The following is a 20,868-nucleotide window of genomic DNA, read 5'->3' on the forward strand; positions in this document are numbered from 1 at the left end:
CCGTTATTTATGCTGTTTCGAGATATCTCTTCCAGCGTACTACTTCCGGTTGAATGCCAAAGCCTGTGCCTGCCTGCAAATTAGCCATCCCGCCGGCACCTAACTGAACAATGGGTTGCATAGGGTCATCTTCCAGCAATAGTTGCCCGAAGCAGCCTTCACGCCACTTTAAGGTAGGAACGAGGTTGGCGAGCACTAAACCCGCAGATGACAGTATGCTGGTTTCACCCACTTGGGCGCCTAATTGACAATCAATACCGTTGTCGGCCGCTTTCTTGGCAAGCGCCAGTGAATTGCTGATGCCGCCACATTTTGAAATGCGTAAATTGAACAGGTGGCACGCCTTTTCATCGATAAGCGTTTGCGCGTCTGCGCGACTGCAGATCGATTCATCGACCATCACGGGGGTGATATTGGCAGAAGTAAGTTGCGCCAGCCCGTTGATATCTTGAGCAGGCAAGGGCTGTTCAATGGATTCCATTTGGTATTTTGACAGTGCAGAAAGCTGCCGTTCTGCTTCGTCTGCTGATTGCCAGGCAGCGTTAGCGTCGCCTCTGAGTGACATTGAATCACCAAGCGCTGCTCTGACGGTGGTAAGAATTTTGTGGTTATGCTGCAGGTCTGAGACCAGTTTGACCTTGCATGCCTTGACGCCGAACTGCTTAATCATTGCCGCACTGGCTGCAACATTCTCTATTTTCTCACTAGCAATTACCGCGCTGTAACGTTGCGGTTGTTGCGGTTGGGCACTGAATAGCTGTAATACCGATTGTTCTGTACTGCGAGCATAGAGATCTAGCAGCGCCAGTTCTAATGTGCAAAATGCTGCGTGTTCGTTGCGCGGTAGTGTTGTCAGAGCGGATGCAATCCAAGCCTGCAATTCGCTAAAATTAGTGAACTTAAGCCCCTGAACTTTAGGAAACCAACGTTCATTCAACGCAGAGACCACGCTGTCGATGGATTCGCCACTTACATACTCGCGAGGGCAGCACTCTCCATAGGCTTTTAGACCGTTCTCGTCGGTCAGACAAACGATGACATTACGTGCCAGTGAGCGAGAAGCTAACGCGTGCTGTACTTCGAAATTCATTGGAATGGCGAGAATTGATATTTCCGCCTGTTTAATTTGCATTCTCAACTCCTTGTTGGCTTAACCATTGGGCGATTAGACGGCTAAGTTGGTCTGGGGTTTCAAATTGAAGTGAATGGATCTGGTCTTTATAGTCTGTTTGCTCAATTGATGAGCGACTTCTGTTTAAAAGTTCAACGACCCCCTGATTGTCGACAATATCATCGTTTTCTGCGAGGTGAAGTTGAATAGGTAATGAGAAGCTGTCTATTTCCGCGGCGATATAGTTATCGATGGTTCGCGTCGCCCACAGGAAGCTGGCACTGACACGGCTATTTCTGAGCGGGTCATTGCTGATATATTCGACGAATGCGGGATCGTCAGTGAACATTGAAGGGCTAATTAGTCCGGGAAATAACCGTTTGTCGCAGAGCCAAGCACAAAAGCCAATTTGCATTTTTTGCCATACTGAATAATCCACTTTGGCGACTAAGCCGGGCGTAATCAGTATCAAGCCGTCTATCTCGTCTGGATAGCTCATAGCGTAACGCAGTGCCAGCTTCCCCCCCCATGACAGGCCAATCAGATAACGTTTCTTATAACCGCGGGTGCGCTGTTCAACTAAATGCTGCAAATCTTCAATTAGTTGCAGTTCCGATGCAGCGTAGCCTGGACTTAGCCCCATATCTTGTCGATTGGTACCACTACCTCGACGGTCTGGCATGATAACGTCATAGCCCATACCGGCTAATCTGGCACCCACCAAATGAAACCAACCAGCGTGACTTTCTATGCCATGTAGATAGATAAGCGCAGTGTCGCTATCTGTTGCTGAAATATGCTGAAAGTAATTTAGCGGCTGCTCTTGGGCACCGATAAATTGTGCGGGTTGTCTATGGGTTAGCCATTGTTCAAGCTCTGCCTTTAGGGCTTGATTCTCTATATCAGTATTAGCGAGAGCCATGGGCGTCACCATGAGTGCGAGTAAAATAAAAACTGGATACAGGAAAAGATTCATAGGCTATTCAGTGCCTCTGATATGGGTTCTTTACTGGTCTCTTGCTTACTTAATAGTGGCGAAGAATACTTTTGCCACCAGTTTTTTGCGTGCTGTTGTGACCAAGGGTGTATGCGCTGAAGTGGTTCCAGTATTTCAATGATCTCAAAGATATCTCTGGGGCGCTGTGCTGGCTCTCGGCTGACACATTGCATCACCAACGCTGCTAACTTGGCTTCAATCGGACTGGGGACTACCTCAGTGATTGGTACTGGTTTCTCTTTTAATGCAGCTAAGGCGATTTGCAGCGCGTTGGTGCCAGTAAACAGATCTTTTCCCGAAAGCATATTATAGGCCACAGCACCTAACGCATAGATATCGGTTCTGGGATCGCAGATCTTAGGATCTTGTAGTCGTTCCGGCGCAATGTAAGAGGGCGTACCAGCAATTGACTGTGTTTGTGTAAGCTGAGTTGCTTCCGGATCTGAGATGTCTTTGACTAAGCCAAAGTCGAGCACTTTGACATGGTCAAAAATTCCGCCTTGCTCTGACAGCATGATATTGGGCGGCTTGATATCTCGATGAATGAGACCGCGGCTATGCGCTTCAGCAAGTGAACCGCACACTTGTAACAAAATCGCGATCACTCGCTCCTGCGGCATAGCACCAAATTCACTGATGTAATCGGCGAGGGTAAAGCCGCGAACATACTCCATGGCGTAGTAGAAAGTCCCGTCAGGGCTTAGGCCATAGTCATAGACCTGGATTGTATTTGGGTGGCCAAGCAGTGCCGTTTGTTGCACCTCTAATTCGAATCGGTCAATGACCTCTTCAGAAAGCAAACTACGTTTTAGAACTTTAAGCGCTGTCGGTCGGCGCAATAGGGCGTGCTGCGCTAAATAGACGCTGCCAATACCACCTTCTCCAATTTTCTTTTCTAACTTGTACTGGCCCAATTTTTCAAAAGCGTTTACCTGATCATCCAGACGCCGCAAACGCATTTGATAAATCACCATGGCGATGGCACTGAGCGTCAGTAGAGCAAACATCATTAATTCGGTGAACAAGAGCGGTGAAAGCAGCTGCAGCATCTCCTCTTTATTTACCTCTACAACTAGACCGATATTGAGCTCATCCACCCAAATCCAAACGCCAAGCACATCTTCATCGCGGTAGCTGCGGTAATGCTCAAATTTTGTCGCGTTGCCGATCGATAAAGCATGTTGAACAGGAAATATTGGCAGTTGACTCTTGCTCACCGGATCGACCAACTTAACATTGAGGATCGTTGAATTGATCTGGTCGTTGAGCAGCAATCCTCGCTGTTTTATCTCTGCCAAAAGCGGGCTTTCAGAGATCATCAAACCGTCGCTATTGAAATAGTACATCTCGATCTGTTCGTCACTGCGATACAGTGAAGTGATGGCATTAAACTCAATGGATGCGTCCAGCAATTCCACCAGGTAGTAATACCCTCGGTTTTCCATCTGCTCTATACGCGTGGCTATCAGCAAGATTGGGGGAAGGTTTTGGTCTGGCAAAAAGTCGTCTGAATGCATCACTTCACTCAGCCTGAATGTGCTTTCACTGACAACTTCGATGAGCCTGACCGATGCCCGGGGCAACTGCTGGTTTATATGGCCTCGATTTGTGGATGCAACGACATAGCCGTCTTTGTTGATAATGAGAAAACCTGCAGAATCAGAAAATGACAACTCTTGGTCAACGATTTCACTTAACGACTTTTGTAATTCAGCTTTTTTTGTCACCGAGGCAGATTCTATCTGTTGTAGAAGCTTCAATACTCGATGACGTGACGCGATCCGCGTGGCGAGATTGGTCTCTGTTTTCAGCCAAAATTTCAGTGCTGCACTTTGCGAATCCAGTTGTTGCTTAATTTTTGATTCAAAAAGATCTTCGGCGGCTTCGATAAGGTGAAAACGCAAGAACAAGCCGAGTGCAATGAGAATGATGCTGGTGATAGCGATATGTCGATAAAACGCCAACCTTCTCGGTCGTTGATAGTGCGTATTGTCTATCTTCGCGTAGGTACGCACCAAGCGTTGCTGCAGTTGTTTTGGAAGAGGAGGCTTTGCCAAGCTATATTTCCCTATAAAAATAGATGGTTAGCTTACAAAACCTGAGTTTAGCCGAAACCGCTCAATAGGGCGAGTTTTCGGCTAGATAGGCGTCACTATTTGTTCTTGTTGCAGCAATCTTCTTTAGTGCAATGGCCGTAGAGGTAGAGGCTGTGATTAGTGAGATCAATGTTGTGGGACTTTGATATCTCCCGCTGGCGTTGTTCGATGGTTTCATCGACAAACTCTACAACGTCGCCGCAATCTAGGCAGACTAGATGATCATGATGATGGCTGGTGGATAATTCAAAAACAGACTTACCGCCTTCAAAATGGTGGCGAGCAACAATACCAGCGTCGTCAAACTGGTTAAGTACACGATAAACGGTCGCCAAACCGATCTCTTCACCGTGATCAATCAACTTTTTGTAAAGATCTTCAGCGCTTACGTGTTGATTGTCAGGGTGCTGCAACAGCTCAAGTATTTTAACCCGGGGCAAGGTTACCTTAAGTCCGGCTTTCTTGAGTGCTTGGTTTTCGTCGGTCATCCCAAATCCCATATTCTTATGAAGCACAATCGCTGTGCATTTATCTGTCTGATTATATGTTTATCCGCCCTAAAATAAACCACAAATCCGGTAACTTATTCTGTTTCTCTTGAATTATGGGGTACGCCTATAATATCTTGATTGTGGTCAGACCAGTATGAGTGAAAAATGAGAGCAGTATTTAAACGACCACAGTTACTGAAAACGTTATTAAACCTTTGGCCACCTTTTCTTTTTTGTGGCATTCGGATTGAATCACTGAGCGATGATTACCTAAAGTGCCGTGTTGGCTTGAGGCTCAGTCGTTGGAATCGGAATGCTAACGGTACCCATTTTGGCGGCAGTCTGTTTTCGATGTCAGATCCTATTTATGCACTGATGTTAATGGGGTTATTGGGTGACCGCTATCTGATTTGTGATCAATCAGCTGATATCAATTTCATTAAGCCCGGTAGAGGCCGCGTTTATGCCGATTTCGAGCTGACACAGCAACGTATCGATGAGATCCGCGAAGCCACTGCTGCTGGTGCCAAACATCTGCCTGAGTTTGTGATTAACGTGATTGATGAACAGGGTGATCTCGTTGCCAAACTGCGGCGCACCCTTTATGTGCGTCATAAAAAGTCCAAGTAGTTTTAGCTAGGGAAGGACACAAAAAAGGCCGCGTTTGCGGCCTAGAGACAGTTTGCTACAGACTTGTTTGTTAAGCAAAAGAGTCCAAAGACATCTCTTCGCTGATCTGTTTGCACCATTTTTCAACGCGTTCCTGGGTGAGTTCAGGCTGACGATCTTCATCGATCCCTAAACCTACGAAATGGTCTTCGTCCGCCATCGCTTTGGACGCTTCATAGTCGTAACCTTCGGTGCTCCAATGGCCGACGATGGTGGCGCCTTTCGCTTCGACGATATCACGGATAGTTCCCATGGCGTCGAGGAAGTACTCTGCGTAGTCTTCTTGATCGCCACAGCCGAAGATGCCGACGATTTTATCACTGAAATCTACCTGCTCAAGCTCGGGAAAGAAGTCGTCCCAGTCGCATTGGCTTTCGCCGTAATACCAAGTCGGAATGCCTAATAGGAGGAAATTGTACTTATCGATGTCATCGCGGCTGACTTTAGCAATGTCATGTATGTCAGCGATCCCTTTACCCAAATTCTTTTGGATCATCTTGGCCACGGCTTCCGTGTTACCAGTATCGCTTCCGAAAAAGATACCTACAATCGACATGAATATTTCCTGTACGCTTTGATTTTTAGTTACTTTAGTAGAGGACCTTGCTTAGGCAAAGTCGTTCATTCCGATAATGCATTTTGCAATATTAACGCGATCATGGCACTTCGATTCAGTGCGTGTTGTTCGCATTGTGCATCTAACTGATCAATCAGTGTTTGATGCAGTTTAACTTCTACGCGTTTCAGCCCATTGGCTTTGTCGCGTTTAAGTTGGTTACGTTTATTGATCTTTAGTTGGGCATCACGGGACAAAGGACTGGTTTTAGGGCGTCCTGGACGTCTTTGTTGCTCAAATAGATCTATGGTTGTTCGGTCGGTATTTTCTTTAGCCATGTTCAGCCATTGACTCCACTACCACTTTCCATAATGAACTGAATAACTCCCTTTGCAATGAACCCTGCACAACCAAAAAACAGTACCAACCAAACTACTGCGCGCCCAAATTTAGGCACATCGCCTTTTTTCAACACATCTTGAATGGCAAGTCCGATAAGTAAGAAGATGGCTGCAAAGAACAGGTTAAGGCCAATCGCCTCTATCTGTTCAAAATGCTCTGCGAGCATATCAGGCTCCTGATGGCAAAGAGGCGCGCACTATATCACAGGGATAAAGTTGGGTTAATCCTCATCTGGTAGCAAAAACTGTTCAACTAAGCGATTAAACAAGCCTGGTTTTTCGGCATGCAGCCAATGCCCTGTTCCCTGGATGATTTTCGCTGTTGCATTAGGGAATCTCGCCATAATGGCTGGACGATGTTCCGGCAAGATATAATCGGACTGCTCACCTTTAATAAACAGGGTAGGTCCAATAAATGCGGGCTGCGCTGAGGTCGGCTCTCGGATAGCGTCGTAACTGGCTAAGGTACCGCGGTAATTGAATTGCCATATCAAGCCGACATCTGAGCGCGTGACATTTCGCAACAGAAACTGGCGTACGCCGACATCGGGTAAAAATTCCTGCAAAATCTGATCGGCTTGCTGTCGGTTTGCCACGGGTAACTGCTGGTTGAGAGCGGCCAGCCCTTTTAACACCTGAACATGATGGCTGGGATATTTAACTGGGGCGATATCTGCGACGACTATTCGTTTAAAGCGGTGGGGGGCTAGCATGGCTAACTCCATGGCGACTTTGCCGCCCATAGAGTGACCAACACAATGCGCTCGCTCAATGTTTAGCGCGTCCATAGTCTCTATTATGTCGCCCGCCATATCGATGTAGTTGGTGGCATCCTTATGACCAGAGCGACCATGGTTGATCAGATCAACACTGACGACATCAAAATGAGTTTGTAGATGTCGGCTCAGGGCGCCTAAGTTTTCCAGGCTGCCGAATAGGCCGTGAATAAGGATAACGGTAGGTCCTTGACCTTGGCGCTGAAAATGTAATTGCATGCTCTGTTCTCGTTTCTTTTAGCGTGGCGAAGTTTGCCTTTGGAATCGGGGCTGGGCAAGTAATCATTGCATTGGCTGAATTAGCGAAGTGGGAATTTCAGTGCGGGTATGTATAATGTTGCCCATTTTGTGCCAGCGCAAACGGAAGCGGTGACAAGAAGAATGAAAACCATCGAAGTAGATGAAGACCTATACCAGTTTATAGCGAGTAAGACGGAGCGCATCGGTGAGAGTGCTTCGGATATCCTCCGCCGCTTAGTGGCAATGGACGAAGAAGCGGCCAAGCCGGTTGAAGAAACGTCCGTTGGTGCGCCAAAAGAGGTGGTGCCTACCACTTCAGATTTTTCCATTGATAGTCGCCAACTAGCCAGTCAAAAAGGGGCGGTTGGGCGGTTCGTTTACCTTTTATCTTTGCTTCATAAGTATGCGCCTAAGCAATTCTCGTCGGTACTAGAAATCAAGGGGCGTAACCGCATCTATTTTGCCACCAGCCAATCTGAGTTGATGGCGGCGGGGAGCAGCACTGCGCCTCGTCAAATCCCAGATTCCCCCTATTGGGTTATTACGAATACAAATACCGGAAAGAAACGCGCCATGCTTAAGCGTGTTGCGGGCATGTTGGCGTTGAATGAAACACAGACCGAGCTGTTATTAAAAAGCTTGCCTGTGGTCGCCGGCAAGAAATCCAAGAGATAGTTTCATAATAGAGTAGGGTAGGTAATACCTATGGCATTACATCCACAAGCCGGCAAACCCGCTGGTGCAGAGCAGTTGTGTAATATTCCACGGCTAATGGCTGCGTACTATCAGTATCAGCCTGACGTCAGTGAAGCATCACAATTGGTGAGCTTTGGTACCTCTGGGCATCGAGGCTCTTCATTAAAGCGTTCGTTTAACGAAGCGCACATTCTCGCTATCACTCAAGCTTTAGTGGAATATCGTGCAGAACAAGGCACGACTGGACCTATGTTCGTAGGTTTTGATACCCACGCATTGTCTGAAGCTGCGTTTGGTTCAGCACTGCAAGTGCTTATAGCAAATGGTATTGAGGTGCGTTACCAAGAAGGGTTGGGATACACTCCTACGCCAGTGATCTCCCATGCGATTTTAAGCTACAACCAAGATCGTAGTGAAGGTCTCGCTGATGGTGTCGTGATCACGCCTTCTCACAATCCACCTGAAGATGGCGGTTTTAAATATAACCCCACCAACGGTGGACCAGCAGATGGCACGGCAACGGCCATCGTTCAGGCGAGAGCTAACCAGCTGTTGGCTGCCCACTTGGATGGCGTTAACATCGTCACCACGGAAGAGGCGATGGCCTCTCCGCTTGCTGTCGCTTATGACTACGTCACGCCTTATGTTGATGATTTAGGAAAAGTTATCGACATGGAAGCGATCAAAAAGGCGGGTGTTAAGTTAGGTGTAGATCCTCTCGGTGGCTCTGGTATCGCTTTCTGGCCTGCGATTAAAGCCAAGTATGGTATCGATATCGAAGTCGTTAACGACCGTGTTGACCCAGCGTTTGCCTTTATGACCGTTGATAAGGATGGCAAGATCCGCATGGATTGCTCCAGCCCCTATGCAATGGCAAGCCTAATCGAGCTAAAAGATAAGTTTGATGTGGCAGTCAGTAATGATCCTGATAATGATCGTCATGGCATTGTGACAAAAAGCGTTGGCTTGATGAATCCAAATCATTATCTCGCCGTTGCCATCGAATACCTGTTTACCCATCGTAAAGATTGGGGCGCAGATATGGCGATTGGTAAGACGCTTGTCTCTAGCTCGATGATCGACCGCGTGGCGGAGAGTTTAGGTCGTAAGCTATGTGAAGTCCCTGTTGGCTTTAAATGGTTTGTTGACGGCTTGTTTGATGGCAGCTTTGGCTTTGGTGGTGAAGAGAGCGCTGGTGCCTCATTCCAGCGTTTTGATGGCACTGTATGGAGTACCGATAAGGACGGCATCATTCTGGCGCTACTCGCAGCAGAAATCACCGCTGTCACGGGGAAAGATCCAGGGCAGTTGTACCAGCAGCTTGAAGCTAAGTTTGGCAGTCCCGTCTATGAACGCCTAGACGCGCCAGCCAACCACGAACAGAAAAAAGTGCTCTCTAACCTCACTCCTGAGATGGTCGAAGCTGCAACACTGGCAGGTGAGCCAATTGTTGCTAAGCTGACACATGCTCAAGGAAATGGTGCAGCTATTGGTGGCCTAAAAGTGGTTACGGAAAATGGCTGGTTTGCAGCACGTCCGTCAGGAACGGAAGAAATCTACAAAATTTATACAGAAAGCTTCATTGGTCGAGATCATTTGAAGCAGATCCAAGAGGAAGCTCAGCAGATTGTTGCGGCTGCTTTTGCAAAATCAGGCTGTTAATGCTGCTTTTTTGTACTGTTTTCACGGTTTTATTGAAAAATGATGAAAACTCATTACAGTAAAGCCGCGAAAAATCAGACTTGGATCAAAAAAATATAGTGTGTCACCCGTTACGATTTGGCACCTTTGAAATTTTACAACAGAATGTTTGCTCGATTTTTAATCGGTAAGCAACAGTATGTCCCGTAACAACTTAACGAAGGACAGTAATACCATGGCAACCAAGAAAACTACTGCTAGTGCAAAAAAGAAGGCGGCTCCTGCAGCGTCATTCTCTTTGAACACAACAGATTTTAAGGAAAGCATCCTGAAGCATCTGCACTCAACTTTGGGTACAGATGAAAACAAGGCAAGCAATCGTGCATGGGCTGAAGCAACTGCTGCAGCTGCAAACGATTTCGTATACGAGCGTCTGCGTCAAACACAGAAAGCTCACTTCGAAGCAGATACCCGTGCAGTGCACTATCTGTCTGCTGAATTCCTTATGGGTCGTCTGCTTTCAAACAACCTCCATAACCTGGGTGTATTTGATGCAGCCGCAGATGCGCTTAAAGATCTTGGTCAAGACATCTCTGTAATTCTTGATGAAGAGCCAGACATGGCATTGGGTAACGGTGGTTTAGGCCGCCTTGCAGCATGTTTCATTGACTCGCTTGCAACCCTGAACTACCCAGCTATCGGTTACGGTATCCACTACGAGCACGGTTTATTCCGTCAGGAATTCCGTGATAACCGTCAGATTGAGCGCCCAGATGAGTGGCGTGAGTACGGCAGCCCGTTCGAAATCTGCCGTCCTGAGTCTGTACAGCAGGTTCCTCTGTTCGGTTACGTTGAAACTGTATTCGACGAAACTGGTAACATGAAGAAGAAGTGGCACCCTGGCCGCGTGATCAAGGGTATTCCTTGGGATGTTCCAATTGTTGGTTACGGTGCAGAAACTGTAAACATTCTGCGTCTGTGGGAATCACGTGCTTCTGATTTCTTCAACTGGGATGTATTCAACGCTGGTGGTTACATCGATTCACAAGCAGAGAACGCAGAAGCTGAAGCAGTTTCTAAAGTTCTTTACCCGAACGATGAAACTGAAGCTGGTAAGCAGTTACGTCTTATTCAGCAGTACTTCTTCTGTGCATGTTCACTGAAAGATATCATCCGTCGTTATAGCCGTGCACACGGTAACGATTGGAGCAAGTTCTCTACTCAGAACGTGATGCAGCTGAACGATACTCACCCTGCGGTAGCTATCCCTGAGTTGATGCGTCTGTTGGTTGACGAGCATGACCTGAACTGGGATGACGCTTGGACTATCTGTCGTGAGTCATTCGCATACACTAACCACACTCTGCTGCCAGAAGCATTGGAGAAGTGGGACGTATCTTTGTTCGAGCGTGTTCTTCCTCGTCACCTTGAGATCATTTACGAAATCAACCGTCGCTTCCTGGAAGACGAAGTTGAAGTTAAGTGGCCTGGCAACGATGAAATCAAAGCTAAGCTTTCTATCATCGAAGAAGGCGACTCTCGTAAAGTTCGCATGGGCCACCTGTCTGTTGTTGGTTCATTCAAGGTTAACGGTGTTGCTCAAATTCACTCTGAACTGGTTAAGAAAGACTTGTTCCCAGAGTACGACGCACTGTTCCCAGGCAAATTCACTAACGTGACTAACGGTATTACACCGCGTCGTTGGTTGAAGGCTTGTAACCCACGCCTGTCTGCATTGCTGACTGAAAAAGTTGGTGAAAACTGGCCGCGTGACCTTGAGTTGCTTCGTGATATCGCTAAGTACGCTGATGATCCTGCATTCCAAAAAGAATACATGGATATCAAACTTGCCAACAAAGTTGACATGGCTGCGACTATCCTTGAACTGACCGGTGTTGAAGTTGACCCAACGGCTATCTTCGATATTCAGATCAAGCGTCTTCACGAGTACAAGCGTCAGCAGATGAACCTGTTGCACATCTTGGCTCTGTACCGTCGTCTGTTGGAAAACCCAGACTACGACATGAATCCTCGTGTTGTTATCTTCGGTTCTAAAGCAGCACCTGGCTACAAGCTGGCGAAAGACATCATCTACGCACTGAACTGCATTGCAGAGAAAGTGAACAGTGATGCACGCATCAAAGGTAAGTTGAAGGTTGTATTCCTGCCTAACTACCGTGTAACTATTGCTGAGAAATTGATCCCTGCAGCTGACTTGTCACAGCAGATCTCTCTGGCCGGTTACGAAGCTTCAGGTACTGGTAACATGAAGCTGGCTCTGAACGGTGCCTTGACTGTTGGTACACTTGACGGTGCTAACATCGAGATCGCTGAAGAAGCTGGTGAAGAGAACGTATGTATCTTCGGTATGAACGTTGATGAAGTTCAGGCGTTGCAGGCTCAGGGTTACAACCCTTGGGACTACTACTACAGCAACCCAGAGCTGAAAGCTGTTCTGGATTGGTTAGATACTGACTACTTCACACCTGGTAAGCCTGGTGAACTGTCTAGCATCAAGCGCAGCTTGCTTGACGGTGGTGACCCGTACATGGCTCTGGCTGACTTCCAGTCTTACTCAGATGCTCAGAAAGATGCTGACAGCCGTTATAGCGACAAAGCTGGCTGGGCACGTGCAATGATCATCAATACAGCGACTATGGGTAAATTTAACTCAGACCGCTCTATGGAAGATTACGTACGTGACATCTGGAAGCTGACCAAGTGTCCAGTAAAATAATTCTTTAGATAATAAAGAACGTTGAAAAAGCCACCTTCGGGTGGCTTTTTTATTGCCCTAGCAGCGGCAACTGATTATCCATTTATGGTTGGTTGGTGTTGCAAGCAGGGAAATGGTTTGGCGGAGCGCTGAACGGTGGCTTACTAAATCGAATACTATTCAGCGACGACTTGGTTCCTACCGGAATCTTTGGCTTGATAAAGTCTCGCGTCAGCACGTTTTAGCCAACTGTCAGTGGTTTCGTTCAGTACTAACTCGGCAACACCAAAGCTTGCCGTTAGTTTTATATCGTTGGGTAATGCAATGTTTGTTATTGCATTACGTAGCTTTTCTGCCACAGCCATGGCATCCATCTGCTCGGTCTCAGGCAATAAGATGGCAAACTCTTCACCGCCAAAGCGGTACAGATGATCGGTTTTTCGTAGCTCTTTCTTTAAGCACTGGGTCGACAACTTAAGCACATCATCGCCGACAGTATGACCATGTTCGTCGTTTACTCGTTTGAAGTGATCAAGGTCAACACAGATAAGCGTGTAATGCCTGTGGTATCTGAGTTTCAGACGGATCGCCTCCTGCAGCGCGGGCTTCATTGCTCGGCGGTTCAGCGCGCCGGTGAGGGGATCCCGATTTGCCTGTTGTTCTAATGCGTCGTTTTTATCTTCTACCTGATAAGCGAAGAAGGCGGTAAAAATCAGTGATAGGGCTAAACCGATGGCAAATTTCAACACCATGATCGCGGGCGCACTATTGAGTGCTGCGAGCAGGGCAAAACTGGTAAAACAGATACTGAGTATTAAGCCGAGGCGGAAGCCAAAGACAAAGAACAGCATGGATGTTAAACCAAAACAGAAAATTAGCCCTCTAATACCGAGGAGATAGCAGATAGCAAGCATGCCTCCGCTGGCCAGTAAGATAAAAATGCGGCTGTAGAGAACGTTGTTTTTACTTTGGGCTAACCTGACTGTTGAAAGAATGAGTGGCAGTGCGATGAGCATCAGCAGAGTGCCGACAATGATGTTTTCTTTGAACAAGTGGTATAAGCCGTAGCCAACGATGGGCACCAGCATCACCAAATGCAGTGGAATAGATATTTTCTTCGACAGGCCTGAGCTCAGCATCCGTTTGATAAATAGTCCGCCGTACCAATAGGTTAAGCGTACTACCTATTTGTCTAATTAGTAGTAACTATCGCTGATATAGATAGGAAATGTGAGGGGGCTTACATATGTTGGCGGAGTGACCTGGTGCTAGTTGAGCGAGAAGGGGACGACTGATTGCCATCCCCGTTCTTAACGATTCAATGAAATTGGCGCATTTTAGCTTAGTGTCTCGGCGAGACGGGCGACTAAGGAGCGAGTGGCGCTGCGTGCTTCTGTTAATACCACAGTTATCTGGTCGGCAAGCTTCAATGCCACTTCCTGTTTTATTTTGAGGGTTCCGGCATCACGGTCGATCTCTAGCTCTTCTTTTTTACTGTGAATAAGAGAGGCCGGTACAAACGCCATCGCGCCATTATCAAGTAACCTTACGCGCGCGCCGCCACGATTAAGATCGATAATTTCTGCGCTGAATTCAGTTTTCTCTTTTACCGCTTTTTCGAGAAAATTCACATACAACCAATCCGACATAGAGCGCTCGGCTTGGCGGTTACGCTTGCGCTGAAGGGTAAGGTGGTCGACGAGTTCTGCAGTGGGTTTCGACACAACCTCGGTTTTATTGGCCAGAACCGCTTTTAATAACCGATGATTGATCATATCGCCGTATTTTCTGATTGGTGATGTCCACGTCGCATAGCTTTCGAAACCCAAGCCATAGTGTGGGCCCGGCTCATGGTGGATCAGGCTATAACTCTGTTTGGAGCGGATCCGCGCATCGAGGTAGCCGGTCTCCTGTGCATCAAGCCAACGCCGAAGATCGCAGAAGCCATCTAACGTCAGCAGGGTTTCGCGATTAAAATTGCCGCCTTGCTCATTCACTATCGCAATAACGTCATCAACCTTCTCTGGATCAAGCCCGTTGTGAACATTGAAGATGCCACTGTTTAGTTCTGCTTTCAGCCAGTTTGCAGCGCTTACATTGGCCACCAACATAGATTCTTCAACCATGCGATGGGCAATGTTTCTATGCTCAACATGGATTGCTTCAACCTCTCCCTGAGCATTCACTTCAAAGCGGTAATCGGGGCGTTCAGGGAATATTAATGCATGTTCGTGACGCCAATTGCTGCGTGCCAGGGTAAATTGGTGCAGCGCTTTAAGTTGTGCCGATAAAGCATCATCGGGTTGCCAGTTGAGGGTATCGTTGTCTGAGCTTTGCGCTGTGTTGTCACCTAAGAAAGCGGCGACATTACTGTAACTGAGTTTGTGTTGCGATTTAATCCAGGCGAGGAAGAATTCGCTATTTCCGCTTAGGGCGCCATCCTCATTTATGGTGACACGACAACATAATGCTGGGCGTTTCTCTCCTGCCACCAATGAGCATAACTCTTCGCTCAATTTCGGCGGTAGCATAGACACATTGTGTCCGGGAAGGTAGAGGGTAAATGCCCGTTGCTTAGCTTCTTCGTCCAGTGCAGAGCCATCTGCAATGTAAGCGGTTGGATCGGCGATAGCGATGGTCAGTTCCCAACCATTGCCCGTTTCGCGGATCATCAAGGCGTCGTCCATATCCTTGGTCGATGCACTATCGATGGTAAAGAAAGGTTGCTCGGTCAGGTCCAGACGTTCGCTTTCATCCTGAAGTTGCTCGTAGGCTTGTTCTGCCGGCGGTTGATCCGGTAACTCGTGCGTGGCTGGAACTACCTTCCATGCCGCCAGTTTATCATTTGCACTGGTGATCTTTCGTTCGATACTGGCAAAAAACGTGTTATCACCTTTAAGCGGATGGCGTTGCAGGCGAGCAACCACCCAATCTCCCTCTTCGAAAGTAACGTCTTGACCCGCCTCATTTCGAGCGTTGATCTGGGTTTTGATTTGCGGATGGTCAGCAACAAGCGCAGGGCGGCGGTCTTTACGATATTTAATGCGGGCGATAAATCTGTCTAGCCCTGCTTCGAGCAAACTGTCTGGCTCAACACTCTCTTTCTCGCCATCTTTACGCAGTACAGCGACAACCCGGTCTCCATGCAGCACGGTTTTCATTGCCGGAGGCGGGACAAAGTAGCGTTTGCCTTTGTCGGTCTCTAAAAAACCGTAACTTTTGTCTGTGCCACGAATTGTGCCTTCGACCTTAGGTGCAGCCGCTTTGATCTCGCTTTTCAGCTGTTGCAGAAGAGGGTTATCTTTAAACATATTTTTCCTAAATAAACTTTACTGGTCGCCGAGATAGAGACTATCAAGGAGATTAATGCACCGTGTTAGTAGAAGAGGCCTCGACTGGAGCTTCTTCATCATTCGGCATCAATACACCATTATCATTACACTCACCAACGACCTGCTCGATTATTTCACTGGTCTGGGTAAAGAAATGTTCAAACTGTTTGAGCGTGACCCCTGCGCCCACATACAGGGATTGACTGACGACAAGGCGGGGTAAAGTCGAATCCTGAATATCGACAAAGATCTTCGTGGTGGGGTAAGTTGCATTGAGATTCCCCATTTCTCCCAGCAGCGGCAGTAAGCCCGTGGGTTTTAATTCTGCCTCACAGGAAAGCAATACCCATTCAGGATCGGTGAATAGGCGTGCTTCCATTACCCCTTCGCAGCGCTGCAAAGCGGTTAAGTGAATAGCTTGGCAGTTGTCGCAGAGATAGGTTTCTACGCTGAAAGAGTCGAGCCAATGCTGAATTTGATCCCGGTCGGGACGGATTAAGGTGTCGACCATCTATCTGGTGATCCCGTGATGATAAAGTGAAGAGTGTAGGTGAGAATACTGGATAAAAACCTACACCTGTCATACAGACGTTACAGCGCCGAAGTATACGCATTTTGCAGCTTTTAAGACAGCCCTTGCCGCGTGTTGTAACGCCGTTATAGTAAAGGTCTGTTGGCACTTAGCTGTGAAAAAGGATAAAAGCTTGAACGCTCAGCACCTACTCGATAATAGTGATTTTCTAACCGAGCTTCTTTCTGCAGCAGGGAACGACTCTGCGCAACTGAACTGGCAACATCGTGGCGTTCAATATGCTTGGCTCGGCGAGGGCATACTCTTGTTGGAGCCATTAGCTAAGGCCGCGCAGACAGATTTGGTGTTGTCCTGTGGGATCCATGGGAATGAAACGGCGCCAATTGAGATCTGCAACCGACTGGTGAATGCGATCGTGAATGGCACATTGACGTTGGGCGTTAGGCTACTGGTGATTGTTGGCAATATTCCAGCGATGAAGCAGGGCACCCGTTTTGTTGATGAGAATTTAAATAGGTTATTCAAACCCGAACAGTTAACGGGTGATGCCAATCAGGAGCAGTGTCGGGCCACTGAGCTGATGGCGGTATTAGATCAGTTTTATACTGCCGCAGGTGCTGGCCGGCGTCGTATTCATCTGGATCTACACACGGCAATTCGTGGTTCTAAGCATGAGAAATTTGCCGTACATCCTTTCCTTCATGGTCAACCTTATTGTGCCGAATTTATCCAGCTACTGGCTGCACTTGAGTGCTCGGCCATCCTGTTGTCCCACGAGCCAACCGGGACATTTAGCTATTTCAGTTCGCGGCAATATGCTGCTCAAGCAGCTACCGTTGAGCTTGGAAAAGTAAAACCGTTTGGTGAAAACCGACTGCAAGATTATCTCGCTACTGAGCATGTTTTGCAGGAACTAATCGCTGAGCGATTCTCGCCGTCATCTGCTGGCTTGCCATCTACTGTGAGCTTCTTCCAGGTGTGCCGCTCTATTCATAAACGCTCTGACGAGTTTCACCTGAGTTTTGCTGACGATATTGATAATTTCACTGGTTTTGCCAAGGGAGAGCGCTTGTGTCATGACGGTGATGTTAGTTATGTCGCCGAGCATGAGGGTGAAGCGATAGTGTTTCCTAATGCTGGCGTTGCGATTGGTCAGCGCGCTTTATTGACGCTTAAACGGTTAGATGATCCGGTTGCGCATCTGCCCTTAGCATAAGCTGTCCCGTTTGAAGTAGCGCCGAAACATTAGATAACAATGATCCAAATGCCTCGCTCCCGGTGAATAACTGGTAAGCGCTCTCTATTTGTGAGAACAAAGCGGCGATATGCCGTGATATAATGCGCCCCCTTTTAAGTTTAAGCGGCGAGAGATTGGCATTTCATGATACCCAAGATAGGTCATCAACACCTGCTGGCGCCTGAGTGTCTGGCATACCTACAAGCCTTAGAGCAAGCCGGTTTTGAAGGCGATATTGAAAAGCAATATGGCAGTCGGTTAGCTGTTGCTACCGACAACAGTGTTTATCAGCAGCTTCCCCAAGGGGTTTTGTTCCCTAAGCATCATCAAGATGTGCAGCTGATGACCGCATTAGCCAATGAAAAACGTTTTCAGGCTATTACTTTTAGCGCTCGTGGCGGCGGTACCGGCACCAATGGACAATCCTTAACACCTGGCTTAGTCGTGGATCTGTCGCGACACATGAATCGCGTGCTGGAAGTCAACGCTGAAGAGGGCTGGGTTCGGGTCGAAACCGGTGTGGTTAAAGACCAACTCAATGATGCGCTCCGCCCCCATGGTTTGTTTTTCTCACCGGATCTCTCCACGTCAAACCGTGCCACCGTTGGCGGCATGATCAATACCGATGCCTCAGGGCAGGGTTCACTGGTTTATGGCAAAACCAGTGACCACATTCTAGGATTGCGATCTGTACTGGTCGACGGCACCGAAATTGACACCCTGCCGATCCCCCTGGCCGAGGCGGAAACCTTAGCTGCAGGTGAGGGCACGGTCGCCAAACTTTATCGTCAAATTCTGGCCAGTTGTCGTGATAAGCGTCAGGCTGTCTTGGATAAGTTCCCCCCATTGAACCGCTTTTTGACTGGCTATGATCTCAAGCATGCGTTAAATGATGATCAGACTGAAGTGGATGCAAGTCGCTTGCTGGCGGGCTCGGAAGGCTCTTTAGCAATAATCACAGAAGCCAAGCTTAATACAACGGTGATACCTAAGCATCGTGCTCTGGTTAACGTGAAGTACGACAGTTTTGAATCGGCCTTACGTAATGCGCCTGTAATGGTGAAAGCGGATGCATTGTCGGTTGAGACGATCGACTCAAGGGTACTGAATTTAGCCAAAGAAGATATCGTTTGGCACTCGGTGAAAGAGTTGATCACCGACGTTCCGGGTAAAGAGTTGCTTGGTATTAATATTGTTGAGTTTGCCGATCACAGTGCTGATGATCAGCAAGCCAAACTGCAGGCTTTACGTGTGCAGTTGGACAAACTGATCGCCGATGAGCAAGGCGGCGTGATTGGTTATCAGGTCACAGAAGATCTGGCTTCCATTAACCGCATTTATGGTATGCGCAAGAAAGCTGTGGGCCTGCTCGGCGCTGCCAAAGGGCGTAAAAAGCCGATCGCTTTTGCTGAAGATACCTGTGTGCCCCCAGAAAACTTGGCAGACTTCATCATGGAGTTTCGCCAGCTACTGGATGATCATCAGCTTAACTACGGTATGTTTGGACATGTGGATGCGGGTGTGTTGCATGTGCGTCCGGCGCTGGACATGTGTGATCCCGAACAGGAAGTGTTGCTGCGTAAGATCTCCGATCAAGTGGTGGCATTGACTGCCAAGTATGGCGGATTGATGTGGGGTGAGCATGGCAAAGGCTATCGTAGCGAATATTCACCAGCGTTTTTCGGTGACGAACTATGGGGTGAGTTACGCAAGATTAAATCCGCATTTGACCCATTTAACCGCTTAAATCCTGGCAAGATCTGTACGCCGTTTGAATCTGACGCTCAGCTGGTGTCGGTGGATGCAACTAAGCGTGGTTTTTACGATCGCCAGATCCCAGTTAAGGTGCGTGATAGCTTCACCCAAACCGTTGATTGCAATGGTAATGGCCTGTGCTTTAACTACGATCTGACTAGCCCAATGTGCCCATCGATGAAGATCACCAAAGATCGTCGTCATTCGCCGAAAGGGCGTGCCGGTTTAGTGCGCGAATGGTTGCGTTTAGCTGAAAACGAAGGGGTGGATGTACTCGCTCTCGAACAGCAAACGCAGCGTGGCGGATTAAGCATTAAGCATCTGGTAGATAAAGTGGGTAACACATGGCGCAAGTCGCAGGGCGAATACGATTACGCCCACGAAGTGATGGAAGCGATGAAAGGTTGCTTGGCGTGTAAAGCCTGTACCAGCCAGTGTCCTATCAAAGTCGATGTACCGACATTCCGTGCCCGCTTTATGAACCTGTATCACACGCGATATTTGCGTCCCGCGCGTGATTATCTGGTTGCGAATATCGAAAAAGCGCTGCCGTTGATGGCCAAATTCCCAGGGTTTATTAACTTCTTCCTTAAGCAAGCTTGGGTTAAGTTTTTGACCAAGAAAACCGTAGGATTTGTGGACGCGCCGTTGATCAGTACACCGACGTTAAAGCAGTCAATGCACGGCCATGCTGCCTTAGGCTATGAACTGTCTGATCTGCAGGCGATCCCAGAAGCGCAACGCGGTGAGTATCTGCTGGTGGTACAGGATCCGTTCACCACCTATTACGATGCCGATGTTGTCCGTGATCTGCTATTGCTGATCGAAAAACTGGGTTATAAGCCAGTGCTACTGCCATTCAAACCCAATGGTAAACCACAGCATGTGAAAGGCTTTTTGACTGCATTTGCCAAAACGGCTAAAGACAGTGCTGAGTTTTTGCAACAGGTCTATGAGCTGGGCATGCCTATGGTCGGGGTAGATCCATCGCTGGTGATGACCTATCGCGATGAATATGTTCATGCGCTGGGAGAAGCTCGTGGTGATTTCGAGGTGATGCTGTTCCAGGAGTGGTTCCTGAAAACCCAGCCGGAGCCGCCGAAACCGACAGTGGAACTGAGTAAGCAACCAGCCTACAAACTGTTTGGTCACTGCACAGAAAAAACCGCGTTACCTACCAGTGACAGCGATTGGCAGAAGATCTTCGAACTGTTTGGGATTCCGCTGGCAAATCAGCCAGTAGGGTGTTGTGGCATGGCGGGTACCTATGGTCATGAAGCGCCAAACTATGACAATTCGAAAGGGATCTACGAACTTAGTTGGCAAGATCCAATTAAGGATAATCCTACTGAGGCTGTACTTGCTACCGGTTACTCATGCCGTAGTCAGGTGAAGCGTTTTGACGGCTTTAAACCTAAGCATCCAGTGCAAGCGTTGTTGGCGCTTTATCAATAGGCCCTAGCGGCACGCATCGCATGTTGTGTTAATAAAAGCCACTTGGGTCAAACCAAGTGGCTTTTATTGTGGTGTCAGTTTATCGGATAGCGGGTTAGTGCGATAAGAAATTGATTGACTGATGATTTTTGGCTGTTTTTAAATGGGTCTAGTTGTGGGCGTGTTTA

At 47.9% G+C, this 20,868-nt stretch carries 17 protein-coding genes; 6 read left to right on the forward strand and 11 right to left on the reverse strand.

Annotated features, from left to right (window positions below; translation table 11 throughout):
* Positions 1-7 precede the first annotated feature (7 nt).
* The 4 genes from DU002_RS08930 to fur form a co-directional block, all read right to left on the reverse strand.
* Positions 8-1,132 carry a mandelate racemase/muconate lactonizing enzyme family protein gene (locus DU002_RS08930; RefSeq protein WP_114338024.1) on the reverse strand — a complete coding sequence of 375 codons (1,125 nt, stop codon included), beginning with the start codon at positions 1,130-1,132 and terminating at the stop codon, positions 8-10.
* A complete protein-coding gene (locus DU002_RS08935) occupies positions 1,122-2,033 on the reverse strand; it encodes an alpha/beta fold hydrolase (RefSeq protein ID WP_158538011.1) in 912 nt (303 codons plus the stop codon). The genes DU002_RS08930 and DU002_RS08935 overlap by 11 nt, the downstream gene beginning before the upstream one ends.
* Before the next feature lie 50 nt (positions 2,034-2,083).
* Positions 2,084-4,165, reverse strand: a complete 2,082-nt coding sequence (locus DU002_RS08940) for a serine/threonine protein kinase (protein ID WP_114338026.1) — start codon at positions 4,163-4,165, stop codon at positions 2,084-2,086.
* Positions 4,166-4,260: 95 nt separating this feature from the next.
* A complete protein-coding gene (fur, locus tag DU002_RS08945; RefSeq protein ID WP_114338027.1) occupies positions 4,261-4,692 on the reverse strand; it encodes a ferric iron uptake transcriptional regulator in 432 nt (143 codons plus the stop codon).
* Positions 4,693-4,860: 168 nt separating this feature from the next.
* On the opposite strand from fur, the gene DU002_RS08950 reads away from it, so the two are divergent.
* The gene (locus tag DU002_RS08950) at positions 4,861-5,325 is read left to right on the forward strand and encodes a DUF4442 domain-containing protein (RefSeq protein WP_114338028.1); all 465 of its coding nucleotides are present in this window, start codon (positions 4,861-4,863) and stop codon (positions 5,323-5,325) included.
* Between the two features lie 70 nt (positions 5,326-5,395).
* On the opposite strand, the gene fldA is transcribed toward DU002_RS08950, so the two are convergent.
* The 4 genes from fldA to DU002_RS08970 form a co-directional block, all read right to left on the reverse strand.
* Positions 5,396-5,920, reverse strand: a complete 525-nt coding sequence (gene fldA / locus DU002_RS08955) for a flavodoxin FldA (protein ID WP_114338029.1) — start codon at positions 5,918-5,920, stop codon at positions 5,396-5,398.
* A gap of 65 nt (positions 5,921-5,985) precedes the next feature.
* Positions 5,986-6,258, reverse strand: coding sequence for a LexA regulated protein (ybfE, locus tag DU002_RS08960; RefSeq protein WP_114338030.1), 273 nt, complete (start codon positions 6,256-6,258; stop codon positions 5,986-5,988).
* A gap of 2 nt (positions 6,259-6,260) precedes the next feature.
* Positions 6,261-6,488 carry a DUF2788 domain-containing protein gene (locus DU002_RS08965; protein ID WP_114338031.1) on the reverse strand — a complete coding sequence of 76 codons (228 nt, stop codon included), beginning with the start codon at positions 6,486-6,488 and terminating at the stop codon, positions 6,261-6,263.
* 54 nt (positions 6,489-6,542) lie between these two features.
* Positions 6,543-7,316, reverse strand: coding sequence for an alpha/beta fold hydrolase (locus DU002_RS08970; protein WP_114338032.1), 774 nt, complete (start codon positions 7,314-7,316; stop codon positions 6,543-6,545).
* A 162-nt stretch (positions 7,317-7,478) separates the two neighbouring features.
* Here DU002_RS08970 and seqA point away from each other — a divergent pair, with 162 nt between their 5' ends.
* From seqA to DU002_RS08985, 3 genes are all read left to right on the forward strand, one after another.
* Positions 7,479-8,012: a replication initiation negative regulator SeqA gene (seqA, locus tag DU002_RS08975; protein WP_114338084.1), complete on the forward strand. Its 534-nt coding sequence runs from the start codon at positions 7,479-7,481 to the stop codon at positions 8,010-8,012.
* 30 nt (positions 8,013-8,042) lie between these two features.
* On the forward strand, positions 8,043-9,695 hold the full coding sequence (pgm, locus tag DU002_RS08980) for a phosphoglucomutase (alpha-D-glucose-1,6-bisphosphate-dependent) (RefSeq protein WP_114338033.1): 1,653 nt from the start codon (positions 8,043-8,045) through the stop codon (positions 9,693-9,695).
* Positions 9,696-9,909: 214 nt separating this feature from the next.
* A complete protein-coding gene (locus DU002_RS08985) occupies positions 9,910-12,411 on the forward strand; it encodes a glycogen/starch/alpha-glucan phosphorylase (RefSeq protein WP_114338085.1) in 2,502 nt (833 codons plus the stop codon).
* Between the two features lie 155 nt (positions 12,412-12,566).
* Here DU002_RS08985 and DU002_RS08990 read toward each other — a convergent pair whose 3' ends face one another.
* The 3 genes from DU002_RS08990 to DU002_RS09000 form a co-directional block, all read right to left on the reverse strand.
* On the reverse strand, positions 12,567-13,529 hold the full coding sequence (locus tag DU002_RS08990) for a GGDEF domain-containing protein (RefSeq protein WP_114338034.1): 963 nt from the start codon (positions 13,527-13,529) through the stop codon (positions 12,567-12,569).
* A 198-nt stretch (positions 13,530-13,727) separates the two neighbouring features.
* Positions 13,728-15,701, reverse strand: a complete 1,974-nt coding sequence (locus tag DU002_RS08995) for an exoribonuclease II (RefSeq protein ID WP_114338035.1) — start codon at positions 15,699-15,701, stop codon at positions 13,728-13,730.
* A 52-nt stretch (positions 15,702-15,753) separates the two neighbouring features.
* Positions 15,754-16,233 carry a type III secretion system chaperone family protein gene (locus tag DU002_RS09000; protein WP_114338036.1) on the reverse strand — a complete coding sequence of 160 codons (480 nt, stop codon included), beginning with the start codon at positions 16,231-16,233 and terminating at the stop codon, positions 15,754-15,756.
* A gap of 193 nt (positions 16,234-16,426) precedes the next feature.
* On the opposite strand from DU002_RS09000, the gene astE reads away from it, so the two are divergent.
* Together astE and ydiJ are read left to right on the forward strand one after the other, a co-directional pair.
* Complete coding sequence (gene astE, locus DU002_RS09005) at positions 16,427-17,470, forward strand: succinylglutamate desuccinylase (protein WP_158538012.1); 1,044 nt, start codon at positions 16,427-16,429, stop codon at positions 17,468-17,470.
* Between the two features lie 165 nt (positions 17,471-17,635).
* On the forward strand, positions 17,636-20,701 hold the full coding sequence (gene ydiJ / locus DU002_RS09010) for a D-2-hydroxyglutarate dehydrogenase YdiJ (RefSeq protein ID WP_114338038.1): 3,066 nt from the start codon (positions 17,636-17,638) through the stop codon (positions 20,699-20,701).
* The last annotated feature ends 167 nt before the right edge of the window (positions 20,702-20,868 follow it).

Origin of the sequence: Corallincola holothuriorum, from assembly GCF_003336225.1 — a bacterium.
GTDB classification, from domain to species: Bacteria; Pseudomonadota; Gammaproteobacteria; order Enterobacterales; family Neiellaceae; genus Corallincola; species Corallincola holothuriorum.

Bases quoted from the DNA above. Each gene is read 5' to 3' on its own strand.
- pgm (WP_114338033.1), top strand. From the start codon at position 8,043: ATGGCATTACATCCACAAGCCGGCAAACCCGCTGGTGCAGAGCAGTTG.
- DU002_RS08930 (WP_114338024.1), bottom strand. From the start codon at position 1,132: ATGCAAATTAAACAGGCGGAAATATCAATTCTCGCCATTCCAATGAAT.
- fur (WP_114338027.1), bottom strand. From the start codon at position 4,692: ATGACCGACGAAAACCAAGCACTCAAGAAAGCCGGACTTAAGGTAACC.
- DU002_RS08990 (WP_114338034.1), bottom strand. From the start codon at position 13,529: ATGCTGAGCTCAGGCCTGTCGAAGAAAATATCTATTCCACTGCATTTG.
- ybfE (WP_114338030.1), bottom strand. From the start codon at position 6,258: ATGGCTAAAGAAAATACCGACCGAACAACCATAGATCTATTTGAGCAA.
- seqA (WP_114338084.1), top strand. From the start codon at position 7,479: ATGAAAACCATCGAAGTAGATGAAGACCTATACCAGTTTATAGCGAGT.
- DU002_RS08970 (WP_114338032.1), bottom strand. From the start codon at position 7,316: ATGCAATTACATTTTCAGCGCCAAGGTCAAGGACCTACCGTTATCCTT.
- ydiJ (WP_114338038.1), top strand. From the start codon at position 17,636: ATGATACCCAAGATAGGTCATCAACACCTGCTGGCGCCTGAGTGTCTG.
- DU002_RS08950 (WP_114338028.1), top strand. From the start codon at position 4,861: ATGAGAGCAGTATTTAAACGACCACAGTTACTGAAAACGTTATTAAAC.
- DU002_RS09000 (WP_114338036.1), bottom strand. From the start codon at position 16,233: ATGGTCGACACCTTAATCCGTCCCGACCGGGATCAAATTCAGCATTGG.
- DU002_RS08965 (WP_114338031.1), bottom strand. From the start codon at position 6,488: ATGCTCGCAGAGCATTTTGAACAGATAGAGGCGATTGGCCTTAACCTG.
- DU002_RS08935 (WP_158538011.1), bottom strand. From the start codon at position 2,033: ATGGCTCTCGCTAATACTGATATAGAGAATCAAGCCCTAAAGGCAGAG.
- DU002_RS08995 (WP_114338035.1), bottom strand. From the start codon at position 15,701: ATGTTTAAAGATAACCCTCTTCTGCAACAGCTGAAAAGCGAGATCAAA.
- fldA (WP_114338029.1), bottom strand. From the start codon at position 5,920: ATGTCGATTGTAGGTATCTTTTTCGGAAGCGATACTGGTAACACGGAA.
- DU002_RS08985 (WP_114338085.1), top strand. From the start codon at position 9,910: ATGGCAACCAAGAAAACTACTGCTAGTGCAAAAAAGAAGGCGGCTCCT.